The 13,997-nt window shown below is 52.8% G+C and carries 9 protein-coding genes and 1 pseudogene; 6 read left to right on the top strand and 4 right to left on the bottom strand.

Features of this window, described 5'->3' with window-relative positions:
* Positions 1 to 48 precede the first annotated feature (48 nt).
* Positions 49 to 696 carry a glutaredoxin 2 gene (gene grxB / locus DA718_RS17350; RefSeq protein WP_112217207.1) on the bottom strand — a complete coding sequence of 216 codons (648 nt, stop codon included), beginning with the start codon at positions 694 to 696 and terminating at the stop codon, positions 49 to 51.
* Between the two features lie 65 nt (positions 697 to 761).
* Positions 762 to 1,969, bottom strand: a pseudogene (mdtH, locus tag DA718_RS17345) (multidrug efflux MFS transporter MdtH).
* A 229-nt stretch (positions 1,970 to 2,198) separates the two neighbouring features.
* Here mdtH and rimJ point away from each other — a divergent pair.
* The 4 genes from rimJ (at position 2,199) to murJ (ending at position 6,014) form a co-directional block, all read left to right on the top strand.
* Positions 2,199 to 2,783 carry a ribosomal protein S5-alanine N-acetyltransferase gene (rimJ, locus tag DA718_RS17340; RefSeq protein WP_110277103.1) on the top strand — a complete coding sequence of 195 codons (585 nt, stop codon included), beginning with the start codon at positions 2,199 to 2,201 and terminating at the stop codon, positions 2,781 to 2,783.
* 9 nt (positions 2,784 to 2,792) lie between these two features.
* Positions 2,793 to 3,440, top strand: a complete 648-nt coding sequence (locus tag DA718_RS17335) for a YceH family protein (RefSeq protein WP_112217208.1) — start codon at positions 2,793 to 2,795, stop codon at positions 3,438 to 3,440.
* Positions 3,441 to 3,442: 2 nt separating this feature from the next.
* A complete protein-coding gene (locus tag DA718_RS17330) occupies positions 3,443 to 4,366 on the top strand; it encodes a Gfo/Idh/MocA family protein (protein WP_112217209.1) in 924 nt (307 codons plus the stop codon).
* 112 nt (positions 4,367 to 4,478) lie between these two features.
* The gene (murJ, locus tag DA718_RS17325; protein ID WP_112217210.1) at positions 4,479 to 6,014 is read left to right on the top strand and encodes a murein biosynthesis integral membrane protein MurJ; all 1,536 of its coding nucleotides are present in this window, start codon (positions 4,479 to 4,481) and stop codon (positions 6,012 to 6,014) included.
* A 52-nt stretch (positions 6,015 to 6,066) separates the two neighbouring features.
* On the opposite strand, the gene DA718_RS17320 is transcribed toward murJ, so the two are convergent.
* The gene (locus DA718_RS17320; RefSeq protein ID WP_112217211.1) at positions 6,067 to 7,281 is read right to left on the bottom strand and encodes an MFS transporter; all 1,215 of its coding nucleotides are present in this window, start codon (positions 7,279 to 7,281) and stop codon (positions 6,067 to 6,069) included.
* A gap of 109 nt (positions 7,282 to 7,390) precedes the next feature.
* Here DA718_RS17320 and DA718_RS17315 point away from each other — a divergent pair, with 109 nt between their 5' ends.
* Positions 7,391 to 8,326 carry a LysR family transcriptional regulator gene (locus DA718_RS17315; protein ID WP_112217212.1) on the top strand — a complete coding sequence of 312 codons (936 nt, stop codon included), beginning with the start codon at positions 7,391 to 7,393 and terminating at the stop codon, positions 8,324 to 8,326.
* A 41-nt stretch (positions 8,327 to 8,367) separates the two neighbouring features.
* On the opposite strand, the gene rne is transcribed toward DA718_RS17315, so the two are convergent.
* Positions 8,368 to 11,610, bottom strand: a complete 3,243-nt coding sequence (rne, locus tag DA718_RS17310; protein ID WP_112217213.1) for a ribonuclease E — start codon at positions 11,608 to 11,610, stop codon at positions 8,368 to 8,370.
* A gap of 697 nt (positions 11,611 to 12,307) precedes the next feature.
* Here rne and rluC point away from each other — a divergent pair.
* A complete protein-coding gene (gene rluC, locus DA718_RS17300; protein ID WP_167492784.1) occupies positions 12,308 to 13,261 on the top strand; it encodes a 23S rRNA pseudouridine(955/2504/2580) synthase RluC in 954 nt (317 codons plus the stop codon).
* Positions 13,262 to 13,997 lie beyond the last annotated feature (736 nt).

The raw sequence follows: 13,997 nt of genomic DNA, 5'->3' as shown, positions 1-13,997 counted from the left end.
AAAGAAGCGAGGTGGCAGCGAACGACCAAACCTTTCGCTGCCTTAGGTCTAAATGGCCATAGATGACAGTAAATTAATCTGCGTCTGTTTGGCCATATTATCGCGGTAGGCGGCGACGCGACTTGGCCAGCTCACACCTGCGACCAGCGTCAGGCTGCGCAGTAGCGGAAAAAGATGAATATCATCTTCAGACAGTTCCCCATTAACGGCGTTCGGCTGAACTATCAGTTTATCCAGCGCCCGCAGATCGTCACTGATGTTCTTAACTAGCCCGGGGGAATGTGCGAGATGATCGGCAAAACTGCCAATTGACGCCTCTTTCTTATTCACAAAATAAGCGCGCGCTTCAGGAGTGGAGAATTCATCAAAGGCAGACTTTGCGAAACGGGGCATCAGCAGGCGGTTGGCATAGGAGTTGACTTTACGCAACCAGGTTTCAATCGCCGGATTACGTGGGCCGGTGAGCAGCGGTTGGCGATCCAGTTTATCGACGTAATGCACGATATCCATGCTTTCCGGCATGTAGCGACTGTCATCTTTTTGCAGAATAGGCACCATCTTCTGACCGATCATTCGGGTCGGGGTTGATTCATCATCCTCCAGAATCGTGATCAGTTCGACGGGGATATTCTTCAGACCGAAAATCATGCGGGCTTTAAGGCAGAATGGGCAGTGATCGTAGATATATAACTTCACGTTTCTCCTCCATAGTGACTGAGTGTCCTGAATTCATTATGGAAGAGAAACGAGGGGCCGGCAACTCAGGTGCGCGGCTCCAGCATTCCGGAGGTCGAACGTTTCGGGCTGAACTGCCACCACAGCGCGATAAACGTTGCAAAGCCGATGATGCCTAACATCAGCCACGGTAGCTCCGGTTGTCCGGCGGCTTTACCGGCGTCAAAAAGCCAGCCTCCGCCGGCATAACCGAAGGCACCACCAAAGGCTAATCCCAAGCGGCTAAAGCCCATGTAGCTACCTCTGGCTCTGGCATCCGCCAGCGAAGCCCCCAGCGTTTCACGCGCGGGTTCAGCAATAATGGAACCTATATAGAAGATGCAGATCAGCGTAAACAGTTGCTGTAGGTTGCTGCTTAAGCCAATCGGCATCATGGCCAGCGTCATGACCAACAGGCCGGCCATTAAGCGATGTTCAAGGCGAAAGCGTTTTTCACTCCAACGGGCAATCGGATAAAGCAGAGTCAGCGAAATAGCCGCTTCAATGGCATACATCCATTTTACCGCTGAAGGAGAACCGGCAATGTCGTTGACCATAATTGGCAGCATTAACATGACCTGAACCGCCAGCATATAGTAGCCCGTCAGCGTCAGAACATAGGTGACAAAGCGTTTGTCACGGAGTACCCGGCCCAGTCCTTCACGCACGGGCGTTTTCACCGTAGAGAGTTTCCAGGCAGGAAGATACCAGGCGTTAAACGCCGCACAGACGATGAACAACGCTGCCCCGGCGCTACAAACCAAACGAAAATCATATTGCAATAGCCAACTGCCTAACAGCGCGCCGATTACCGCTCCCGCGCTGTCCTGCATCATCAGAATAGAGAAAAAGCGGCCACGTTGATGCGGGCGCACCAGTTTGACCACAGGGCTGCTCGCGGCGGGTCGAATAGGGTGCCGCCAAGACCGGAGAGAATGCAGGATAACCATAATACCCACGGTTCATGGGCGACGGCCATGGCAGCAAAACCGGCAGCTCGCATTAGCATGCCGGTGACGATCATGGGTTTGGCGCCGAAACGGTCGGCAACTGCGCCGCCAAAGATACCTAATCCTTGCTGCACCAGTTGGCGCAGACCGAGTGCGATCCCGACCATGAGTGCTGCCCAGCCCATTTGATCGACAAAGCGAATAGAGATCAGCGGAAATACGACAAAAAAGCCGAGCACCACCAGCATGTTATCGACTAACAGGAAATATTTACCCAGGCTCCGTGCCTGCGATACGCGGGACATTTCCCCTCCAGGGAAAAATAAGGATAAGCTCTGACATTCTGCGGGGTAGAAGGTTATTTTCCCAGCTAACTTGCGACAATATTTTTTTATCAAAATGCAAGAACGATAGAGGCTATTCATCGAAAAGCGGAGATGGTGCAGAAAATGGTATGTTGCTGTTTTCACACTGCCGTGCAGGACAGGTATAGTAAAGTGAGCAAGTATTGCGTCAGGGGAACAGGAGAGGGGAATGTTTGGCTATCGCAGTAACGTACCGAAGGTGCGTTTGACGACGGACCGGCTGGTGGTACGCCTGGTTCACGATCGTGACGCCTGGCGTCTGGCCGATTATTACGCGGAGAATAAAGGGTTCTTAAAACCCTGGGAGCCAGTGCGCGATGACAGCCACTGTTACCCTTCCGGTTGGCAGGCGCGTTTGTCGATGATCTCGGAGTTTCATAAGCAAGGTTCGGCATTTTATTTTGCTCTGCTTGATGCAGAAGAAAAAGAAATTGTCGGCGTGGCGAATTTTTCCAATGTCGTGCGCGGGTCGTTTCACGCCTGTTATCTCGGTTATTCCATCGGTGAGAAATGGCAGGGACAGGGACTGATGTTCGAAGCATTAACTTCGGCCATTCGCTATATGCAACGCACGCAACATATCCACCGCATAATGGCAAACTATATGCCGCATAATCAACGCAGCGGCGATTTACTGGCGCGTTTGGGCTTTGAAAAAGAGGGTTACGCCAAAGATTATCTGCTGATCGACGGGCAGTGGCGCGATCATGTATTGACGGCGTTGACGACACCGGACTGGATCCCGGGTCGCTAAGGAGACATCATGAAATATCAGTTAACCGCGCATGAAGCGCGCGTCATTGGCTGCCTGTTGGAAAAACAGGTCACCACGCCGGAGCAATATCCTCTATCGGTTAATGCGGTCGTGACCGCGTGTAATCAGAAAACGAACCGTGAGCCGGTGATGTCGTTAAGTGAGAGCGATGTTCAGGACCTCCTTGATACGCTAGTGAAACGACACTACTTGCGCACGGTGAGTGGGTTCGGCAACCGGGTGACCAAATATGAACAACGTTTCTGCAACTCTGAGTTTGGCGATCTGAAATTAACTTCTGCGGAGGTGGCTATCGTCACCACGCTACTTTTGCGCGGCGCGCAGACGCCTGGTGAACTCCGGGGACGAGCACAACGGATGCATGAATTCAGCGATATGGCGGAAGTTGAAAACGTTCTCGAAAACCTGGCTAAACGCGAAGACGGTCCGTATGTCGCGCGCTTGCCGCGTGAGCCGGGAAAACGTGAAAGTCGCTATATGCATCTCTTCTGCGATGATATGGATTCACTTATCACCGCAGTGGAAGCCGTTTCACCGCAGGGTGATGATCTTCAGGCCCGTGTTGAGGTTCTGGAAGAGGAAGTGGCAGAGCTAAAAGCGCGGCTGGATTCACTGCTGGCTCATCTGGGAGATTAAGCATGTCGGCAAAACTACGCGTAGGTGTTGTTGGTTTAGGGGGGATCGCACAAAAGGCCTGGCTGCCGGTGCTGGGGGCCGCGGACGGCTGGACGCTACAGGCGGCGTGGTCCCGTGGAAAAGAGAAGGCGTTGCCTGTCTGCGAAACCTGGCGTATTCCCTATGCCGATTCACTAGAGCAACTGGCAGCACAGTGTGACGCTGTATTCGTGCACACTTCAACGGCTTCACATTATGAAATTGTGAGCCAACTGCTCAATGCTGGAGTTCATGTCTGCGTTGATAAACCGCTGGCGGATAAGCTCGGCGATGCGGAGTCACTGGTAGAACTGGCAGCCCGGCGTAACCTAACGCTGATGGTGGGTTTTAACCGTCGTTTTGCGCCACTGTATCGTGAACTAAAAGCGCAATTGGGCAATGCGGCCTCGCTGCGAATGGATAAGCACCGCAGCGACAGCGTGGGCCACGATCTGCGCTTTACACTGTTGGATGACTATTTACATGTTGTCGATACAGCATTGTGGCTGGCTGGTGATAAGGTGCGTTTGAGCAGCGGAACGCTGCAAACGACGGCGCAAGGTGAAATGCTTTACGCGGAACATCATTTCAGCTCCGCACAAATTCAGGTCACAACCAGCATGCACCGTCGCGGCGGTAGCCAGCGGGAGTGGGTGCAGGCAGTGACCGATGGTGGGCTATATGAAGTACGGGATATGCGAGAGTGGCAAGAAGAGCGTGGGTTCGGCGTAATACAACGTCCGGTTCCCGGTTGGCAAACGACTCTCGAGCAACGTGGATTTGCCGGCTGTGCGCGCCATTTTATTGAATGTGTGCAAAATCAGACGGTTCCCGAAACTGCAGGCGAGCAGGCGCTGCTGGCCCAGCGCATCGTGGAAAAACTCTGGCGAGAGGCGATGAGTGAATAACCCGTTGTAACATCTGGCAGTAGTATTTCATCATGAACTCGGTAGACTATCGCCACTTTCCAGCGCCCGAATTTGCGGGCGTTTTACTCCAGGGTTTTGGAATTACACGTTAATGAATCTTTTAAAATCACTGGCGGCAGTCAGTTCGATGACCATGTTTTCGCGCGTGTTGGGTTTTGCGCGTGATGCGATTGTCGCTCGTATTTTTGGTGCAGGAATGGCAACCGACGCCTTCTTCGTCGCGTTCAAGTTACCAAACCTTTTACGGCGTATTTTTGCTGAGGGCGCGTTCTCTCAGGCTTTTGTGCCAATTCTTGCCGAATATAAAAGCAAGCAGGGCGAAGACGCGACTCGCGTTTTTGTATCCTATGTCTCTGGGTTACTGACGCTGATACTGGCTTTGGTGACCGTTGCCGGTATGCTTGCGGCACCGTGGGTGATTACCGTGACGGCGCCAGGGTTTGCTGATTCGCCTGATAAGTTCTTGCTGACGACGCAGCTGCTGCGCATCACTTTCCCCTATATTCTGTTGATTTCGCTGGCTTCTTTGGTTGGTGCGATTCTCAACACCTGGAACCGTTTTTCGGTACCTGCTTTTGCCCCAACTTTCCTCAACGTGAGCATGATTGGTTTTGCGTTGTTTGCTGCGCCGTACTTTAATCCACCAATGCTGGCCATGGCGTGGGCGGTGACGGTTGGCGGTGTTTTACAGCTCGCCTATCAGCTGCCGCACTTGAAAAAAATCGGCATGCTGGTGCTACCGCGAATTAATCTCAAAGATGCGGGAGCCGTACGGGTAGTTAAGCAGATGGGTCCGGCAATTCTTGGCGTATCCGTCAGCCAGATATCTCTGATCATTAACACTATTTTTGCCTCGTTTTTGGTCTCCGGGTCCGTTTCGTGGATGTATTACGCCGATCGCCTGATGGAGTTCCCATCCGGCGTGCTGGGTGTGGCGCTAGGGACCATCCTCCTACCTTCGCTGTCCAAGAGTTTCGCCAGCGGCAACCATGATGAGTACTGCCGGTTGATGGATTGGGGGTTGCGCCTGTGCTTCCTGCTTGCGCTGCCCAGCGCCGTAGCGCTAGGGATACTCGCCAAGCCGCTAACCGTTGCGTTGTTCCAGTATGGTAAATTTACCGCCTTTGATGCGGCGATGACGCAACGTGCGTTGGTGGCATATTCCGTTGGCCTGATGGGACTGATTGTTGTGAAAGTGCTGGCTCCCGGCTTCTATTCGCGTCAGGACATCAAAACGCCGGTGAAAATAGCGATAGTCACGCTTATTATGACGCAGGTAATGAACCTGGCATTTATTGGCCCGCTGAAGCACGCGGGTTTGTCATTATCGATTGGCCTGGCTGCCTGCCTTAACGCCGCATTGTTGTACTGGCAATTGCGCAAGCAGAAAATTTTCACTCCTCAGCCGGGCTGGTTCCTGTTCTTGTTGCGCTTGGTGGTTGCGGTAGTGGTGATGGCTGCGGCGCTGCTCGGCATGATGTACGTGATGCCTGAGTGGTCGCTGGGGACGATGCCATTGCGTCTGCTGCGTTTGATGGCGGTTGTTGCGGTTGGCGTCATTGCCTACTTCGCGACGCTATTACTGCTCGGTTTTCGGGTGAAAGAGTTCGCGCGCCGTACGGTCTGAGCCGACAGGATAAAGTAAAAGCCGCTCTGCAATCTATGCAGAGCGGCTTTTTTTACCTAACGGTACGCTGTGCCGAGACGACCCGGGCGCTTTCCAGTAAGCGGATCCCAAGAGCAATCGCACCGGTAATGACCGCCAACGTCACCACGCCACTCCAGCCCGCAGCTACATACAGTTTGCTGCCAAGGACGGAGCCCAGTGACATACCAATAAATACCCCGGTGAACAGCAGCGCGTTCAGGCGACCACGTGCCTGAGGTTCCAGACCATAAACCAGATTCTGGTGGGCCACGAGGCTGGATTGAAGCCCGAGGTCAAAGCCGATAGCCGAGATGGCTATCAGGATCAGCTGGCCGTGCGGCGGCAGTATCGGTAGCAGGAACATCAGAGCAAAAGAGACGGTAACCAGCGCGGCACCCAATTGCGTAACCTTTTCTGCCCCAAATTTATCGGCGAGGCCTCCGGCCAGCGGTGCGGCGAGCGCCCCGGCGGCACCTGCAATACCAAACCCGCCGGCTACCGCGCTCCCCATCTGATAATGCGCCAGCAACATGACCGCCAGCGTTGACCAGAATGCGCTGAAGGCAATAGAAAGGAAACCCTGAGCAAATGCGGCGCGACGCAGTGCCGGATAGCGTTGCCACAGATGCGCCATAGATTTCATCAACTGCGGGTAGCTTAGGGTTGAGTGAATTTCAAAGCGTGGCAGCACGCGCCACATGACCAGGCCAATCAGCGCGATACTGACAGCTGCGGCCTGATACATCACTCTCCAGCCGAACAAGGCACCGACTAATCCGCTGACGGTTCGCGAGAGCAGGATCCCGAGCAGCAGGCCGGTCATAACCGTACCCACCATTTTCCCTTGTTTGCCCGCCGGAGCCAGGATGGCCGCAGCCGGTACGATATCCTGAGCCATTGTTGCCGCCATGCCGATAAGCAGACTAACAATCAGCAGTGAAGTCAGTTGGCCAGTCAGGCTACACAACAGTAAAAGTACTGCCAGTGCGACGCTTTTCATCAGAATCAGGTTCCTGCGGTCGTGGCGGTCGCCAAGCGGCAGAAGAAAAAGAATGCCCAGCGCGTAACCCGCTTGCGTTAGGGTTGGAACCAGCCCCATTCCCTCTATGCTCAGATGCAGGTTAGCCCCCATCAGCGGTAGTAGCGGTTGAGCGTAATAGATTGAGGCGACGCTAAAGCCTGCGCCCAGGGCGAGTATAAAAATAACCCATCCGGCGGCGCGGGAAGTGAGTGGAGTTGATGTCATGATGAATTCCTCGTAGAAGCGATGGCGCTATTTTTCCCGGAATAGGGTTGGCGTGGTAGATAGGCCGGTGGTAAAACGGTTATACGTAAAGCGTATAGGCAAAAGAAAAATGAAGAAGCAGGAGCGTATAGATCGAATAGAACTGATGCGAACTTTTATTCGTATCGTTGAGGCTGGTTCTCTCTCAGCGGCAGCTGTACAGATGAATACGACTCAGGCAACGGTAAGTCGACGATTACAGTCTCTGGAAGCCCTGCTTGGCGCGAAGCTGATTCTACGTACCACCCATGCGATGAAGTTAACCGATGATGGAGAGCGCTGTTATCAGCATGCCCGACAGGTTGTAGATGCCTGGCTGGCACTGGAAGACGATCTACGCATTACAGACGATCGGCCGGTCGGCGTATTGCGGGTAAGGGCGCCTCACGCATTTGGTCAGCAGCAACTATTAGGACCATTAGTAGGGTTTCTACAGCGCTATCCGCAGCTGTCAGTGGAGTGGATGCTGAATGATAAGACAGTGGACTTTCTCAGTGACGGTATCGACTGCGCGATTCGTGTAGGCGCTGAAGTCGATCCAGCGACGGTGTCGGTACAACTGGCTGTGGTTCCACGTAGCGTTGTTGCCTCACCGTCATTACTGGCGAACTCTCCGACCTTAAAGACTCCGCAGGAGATGTCGGCACTGCCGTGGGTAGCAATCAGTACATTTTATCAGCATGAAGTGATGCTGCAATCTCAGAGCGACGGTCGGCAAATTACCTTTGCTATTGCCCCCTGTCTGAGTACCGATAGCGTACATGTGGCACGCAATACCGCGTTGGCTGGACTAGGGGTAGCGATAGTCTCAAGCTGGGCAGTTGCGGAAGATATCGCCGTCGGGCGGTTGGTTGAATTGTTTCCGCAGTGGCGGGCTTCTTCGCTACCTGTGCATCTGGTTTATCCGTGGGCGCGTTATTATCCGACACGACTGCGTAAGTTTCTTGATTTGATGCGAGAGGTGATGCCGCAGGTAGCGGGGATGCAGCAGCCGGAAGGGGAATAAAAAAAGACCGGCACAAAGGCCGGTCTTTTTAGGTGTGGAACTTACTCTACAGGTTGCGGGCGAGTAGGCCCAGCTGACGCCTGGTGGGTTGCACTGTGTCCGCCTGCTGCACCTTTACCATTAAAGGCGAAGTCTGGACGAACCCAGTCACTGTGGCGCGGTGCTTCCGACTCATAAGCTGGTGCAGGTGCGCGCGTCATCGGCGCGGTAGCGCTGCGATTAGCTACAACGACAACTGGGGCAACAACCGCTTCAGGCTTAGCTTCAACAACTGGTTCTGCTGCAGGTGCTGGCTGCGCAGTTACAGGAATTTCTTCTACCACAGCAACGTCTTCTACTGCAGCAGGTTCTTCTGCAACCGCCAGCTCTTCTGGTTCGACAGTTTGTTCTGTAGCTGCTTCTACGGCTTCTACGGCTTCAGCGACGACAGCTTCAGCCACGACCTCATCTGTTGACGCGATTAGCTGCGGTTGTTCATCAACCGGCGCGGCAATAACTTCCGGATGAGTTGTTTCTACAACCGGAACTTCAGGTTCGCTGATGACGACTTGCGGCTCAGCGGTAATGGCCTGCTCCGCAACGCTCTCTTCGACCACTGCCGGTGTCACAACTTCAGCGACAACAGGTTCTGCAACAACGGCAGGCAAAACAACGGGTTCTACCGCTGCAGTCGTGAACTCCTGAACCTGAGCTTCTTCTTGCTGCGGGTCCTGCGGGCGAACGACTGGATAACGGATCCACACCTTACCTGACGCCATTTCCGGCGATGCACAGGCTACAGTGAGCGGCATCGGGGATTGAGTCGGGTAACGCTCGTCACGATAGCGACGACGACGCTGACCACTTACGCGCAGATGGCGAGGGGAGCGACGTGAGCGGCGCGGCATACCGTTAGACTCACGAGCATCAGCTTCGCGCGTATCGATGCTTTCGTCGTGCTCAGCAACAGTTTCAACAACAACCGCAGGCAGATCGACTTTTGCCAGTTCCGTACGCGGCGCGACGATTTCCGGCTGTGCAGCTTCTAGCGTTTCAACAACCTGCTCGGCGGCGGCAGCGGATTCAACACGAACTTTCTGTGCCAACTGGCGCGGTTTGCGACGTGGCATTGTCTGAACGCGTTCTTCCTGCTCGCTTTCCTGCACGACGGGTTCTTCAAGAGCCTGTGCTTTCGCTTCTTGCGGAGCCTGACGTTTATCATCATTACGACGACGGTTACGCTCGCGACGAGGTTGTTGCTCGTCACGGGCTTTGCCTTTCTCCGCATCTTCACCGGTAGTCTGGCGAGGTTCACGTGCCTCGACGTTCTGCTGCTTCTCGCGGCGATTGCGGCGGTTTTCTTCACGAGACTCGCGAGACTCCCGCCCTTCGCCGTTATCAGCACGATTGTCCCGGTTATCACGGTTATCGCGACGATCGTTGCGATCGCGTCGGTTATTCGAACGCGGTTTACGGCGCTCTTGCTGACGTTCTGTTTTCTCTTCCGCTTTAGCTTCTACCTTAACTTCCGTTGGTTTGGCTTCTTCTGCACCGGAGAACATATTTTTCAACGCGCTAAAGAAGCGCGAGACCAGGCCAGGCTGAGCCGGTGCAGCCGCTTTAGGCGTAGTAGATGCCGCTGGAGTGCTAGCCGCTGGTGAGCTGGTTGATTCATCCTGTGCAGGGGCAGGCGGTGCATCTGGCATCACAAAAGCAGCCAGTGCAGGTTGTTCTGGAAGCTTGCGCTCTGGCGGCTCTTCATCAGAAGGCATCGCCATCTCTTCTTCGTGCAGTTTCGGCAGCAGATAGCTCAGCGTTGAGGTTTCTTCACCTTTACGCACGCGCAGTACAGAGTAGTGTGGGGTTTGCATCTCATCGTTCGGGACGATGATGACGCGTATATCGGTCTGGCGAGTTTCAATGGCGCTAACCGCAGCACGTTTTTCGTTCAGCAGGTAAGAAGCAATCGGTACTGGCACGATAGCGTGGACTTCTTTGGTGTTCTCTTTCAGCGCTTCTTCTTCAATCAGACGAAGAATGGAGAGCGACAGCGACTCGTTGTCACGTACTGTTCCGGTACCAGAACAGCGCGGGCAGACGTGATGGCTGGACTCACCAAGCGATGGGCTCAGGCGCTGACGGGACATCTCCAGCAGGCCAAAGCGAGAAATGTGGCTGATCTGAATACGCGCACGATCCTGGCGCACCGCTTCGCGCAGGCGGTTTTCAACCGCGCGCTGGTGGCGTACTGGCGTCATGTCGATGAAGTCGATAACGATCAGGCCGCCGAGGTCACGTAGACGCAGTTGGCGAGCGATTTCATCCGCTGCTTCCAGGTTAGTGTTGAACGCGGTTTCTTCGATATCGCCGCCGCGGGTAGCGCGTGCGGAGTTGATATCAATTGCGGTCAGTGCCTCGGTGCTGTCGATAACGATAGAACCGCCGGAAGGCAGGCGAACTTCACGCTGGAAAGCAGATTCAATCTGTGACTCAATCTGATAGTGACTGAACAACGGGATTTCACCGGTGTACAGTTTGATTTTGCTGCTGAAATCCGGACGGCCCAGCGCTGCAATATGCTGGCGAGCCAGCTCAAGCACTTTCGGGTTGTCGATAAGGATTTCGCCAATATCCTGACGCAGGTAATCACGGAAAGCGCGCACGATAACGTTGCTTTCCTGGTGGATCAGAAATGGCGCAGGGCGGCTTTCGGCTGCTTTCTTGATAGCCTCCCAGTGCTTCAGGCGGAAACTTAAGTCCCACTGTAGAGCTTCAGCGGATTTGCCGACGCCTGCGGTGCGTACGATAAGTCCCATGCCCTCTGGCAGCTCAAGGCTAGCCAGCGCTTCTTTTAACTCTGTACGATCGTCACCCTCGATACGGCGTGAAATACCGCCAGCGCGTGGGTTGTTCGGCATCAGCACCAGATAGCTACCCGCCAGGCTAATAAAGGTGGTGAGGGCGGCACCTTTGTTGCCTCGCTCTTCTTTATCAATCTGAACGATCACTTCCTGGCCTTCACGCAGCACGTCCTTAATGTTAGGGCGGCCATGAGAGTTGTAGTTGGCAGGGAAGTATTCGCGGGCGATTTCTTTGAGGGGGAGGAAACCATGACGCTCGGCACCGTAATCAACAAACGCGGCTTCGAGGCTAGGTTCAATGCGAGTGATTTTGCCTTTGTAGATGTTCGCTTTTTTCTGTTCGTGCCCGGGGCTTTCAATATCCAGGTCGTACAGGCGCTGCCCATCAACAAGGGCGACGCGCAACTCTTCCTGCTGAGTTGCGTTGATTAACATTCTTTTCATCGTAACTTACTCATTATTCTTACATTGACGACTAAGCTACGGGCAGAGTAACGCCTTACCGGGGGAAACCGATGGCCTCGAGTCTGGTTCACGTCGCCAACCTCACGGTTGTCGCGCGCTTAAGAGGCGCAGAGTGTCGGTCGCCTGTATTTCAAACGGAAACACAGTGCAATTATCAGGGGAACTGCCTGGGATGTATCACCAGAGAAGATTCCATTTATACCCATTGTTTTTCAAGTTGCAGGCATGTTGGCTTAACCTGCTCATCTCAATCATTTGACTCAGATGAGCTCCCGGGAATCCCGGAGTTGACGCCTTCCTGCGACGTAAAATCCATAGAGCCTGTACCGGTAAGGACTGCAACCCGCAGCCCGCTAACTGTCTGAAAGATCAATACGTCTTACGCCATTGCTGCGTGGATGATCGGTCAGACAAAATTGGTCATTCCGCTAATTTCTTGTTCTAACAAGATTCAGCACGGAAAACTGCATCATTATTCCATTGCTAAGCTTGTTATAGCAAGTTGACTTTTACCTTTTATCATCCGGTTACTCACAGTTTCTTCACCAGCGTATACAGATTGTTCTAATAACAAACAAAACGACGATGAAGCATGCGATGCAATCCAGATAATGATAAATATAAGCATATAAAAATGAGTGGCGCTAATGCGTCGGGCTATTTAGAATCGCGCACCATGAAAACTGAGACCCCAAGCGTAAAAATGGTTGCCATTGCGGATGATGATGCAGGGCAACGTATCGACAATTTTTTGCGTACGCAACTCAAAGGCGTACCGAAGAGCATGATTTATCGCATCTTGCGTAAAGGCGAGGTGCGGGTGAACAAAAAACGTGTTAAGCCGGAATACAAACTGGAAGCCGGTGACGAAGTACGTATCCCGCCAGTGCGGGTGGCAGAAAGGGAAGAAGAAGCGGTATCCCCGCATCTGCAAAAAGTGGCCGCGCTGGCGGACGTCATTCTCTATGAAGACGATCACATTCTGGTGCTCAATAAGCCTTCAGGTACTGCGGTGCATGGTGGTAGCGGTCTGAGCTTTGGCGTGATCGAAGGTCTGCGTGCGCTGCGCCCGGAGGCTCGCTTCCTGGAACTGGTTCATCGTCTCGATCGGGATACGTCTGGCGTTTTGCTGGTTGCGAAAAAGCGTTCAGCGCTGCGTTCACTGCATGAGCAGCTGCGCGATAAAGGAATGCAGAAAGATTATTTGGCCCTGGTACGCGGACAGTGGCAGTCGCACACCAAAGTAGTGCAGGCTCCTCTGTTGAAAAATATCCTGCAAAGTGGCGAGCGTATTGTTCGGGTCAATCAGGAGGGCAAACCTTCAGAGACCCGCTTTAAGGTGGAAGAACGTTATACCCATGCGACGCTAGTGCGCTGTAGTCCGGTAACCGGTCGTACCCATCAGATCCGTGTGCATACACAATATGCGGGTCACCCGATAGCTTTTGACGATCGTTACGGCGACCGTGAATTCGACAAGCAACTGTCAGGAACCGGCCTTAACCGCCTGTTCCTGCATGCCGCAGCTCTGAAATTTACGCATCCGGGAACCGGGGAAGTTATGCGTGTCGAAGCGCCTTTAGATAATCAGCTTAAGCGCTGCCTACAGATTTTGCGTAACGCAAAGTAATTAGTATCAGGCTCAGGGCTTGGGCTACTTATCAAGCCATGGGGAAACCTCCTACTGTTGTGCCTTATAAAAATCGTGGCCAAGTTCTGGCCACGTTTTCGTTTCCAACCCTGCGCATTTTGCGATGCCCATACTTTATGAACTTTGGCTAAGGCGTCGTTGACCTCTTTTAAGGGGCTGAGAAAATCGACGGTACGCAAATCTTCATAAGCCACTTCACCTGCCAGCGAGCGTACAGGGTTAAAAATAGTTACTGACCAGCAAAACGCTTATCGGGCTAACTGCTGAGAATTAACTGACCTTTTGCAGCTTGTCTCATGACATTTAATCAATGCATGCAACAATTATTTATTCTCTATATAAAAAATACACAACAAAGTATCTCACAATCTATTTGTATTACTGATAAAGAAGACGTCACTTCATTTTGGATTTCACTCTACAATAAGAGATATAGCGCATGAACTTTATAAAATAGGGAGTTCTCCCTATAGAAAATAGTAAGGATAGCTGCTTTTTTTGATTTTTAATGTTTGATATGGTTTTGATATATAAGGATTAATTTATTTTTTCATGTTAGTCGGTATAGCTGTATGACATATACTCCTCAACAATGTAGATACATTTTAAATACAGTGGTGACATTGGCTGGGCTTTTTTTTGAAAAATAACTGAATCGTTTTTGCTAAATGTGATGCACTTCGTAGAAAAGAATGAATTTACTTTTCCTGATATG

It is taken from the genome of Klebsiella huaxiensis (assembly GCF_003261575.2).
Lineage (GTDB): Bacteria > Pseudomonadota > Gammaproteobacteria > Enterobacterales > Enterobacteriaceae > Klebsiella > Klebsiella huaxiensis.
The sequence above is the reverse complement of the archived record's forward strand: the minus strand, read 5'-3'. Positions and strand labels throughout refer to the sequence as shown.

What these genes read in the sequence shown, in the direction of transcription:
- rimJ (WP_110277103.1), top strand. Translation starts at nt 2,199, where the DNA reads ATGTTTGGCTATCGCAGTAACGTACCGAAGGTGCGTTTGACGACGGAC.
- DA718_RS17335 (WP_112217208.1), top strand. Translation starts at nt 2,793, where the DNA reads ATGAAATATCAGTTAACCGCGCATGAAGCGCGCGTCATTGGCTGCCTG.
- DA718_RS17330 (WP_112217209.1), top strand. Translation starts at nt 3,443, where the DNA reads ATGTCGGCAAAACTACGCGTAGGTGTTGTTGGTTTAGGGGGGATCGCA.
- murJ (WP_112217210.1), top strand. Translation starts at nt 4,479, where the DNA reads ATGAATCTTTTAAAATCACTGGCGGCAGTCAGTTCGATGACCATGTTT.
- DA718_RS17320 (WP_112217211.1), bottom strand. Translation starts at nt 7,281, where the DNA reads ATGACATCAACTCCACTCACTTCCCGCGCCGCCGGATGGGTTATTTTT.
- DA718_RS17315 (WP_112217212.1), top strand. Translation starts at nt 7,391, where the DNA reads ATGAAGAAGCAGGAGCGTATAGATCGAATAGAACTGATGCGAACTTTT.
- rne (WP_112217213.1), bottom strand. Translation starts at nt 11,610, where the DNA reads ATGAAAAGAATGTTAATCAACGCAACTCAGCAGGAAGAGTTGCGCGTC.
- rluC (WP_167492784.1), top strand. Translation starts at nt 12,308, where the DNA reads ATGAAAACTGAGACCCCAAGCGTAAAAATGGTTGCCATTGCGGATGAT.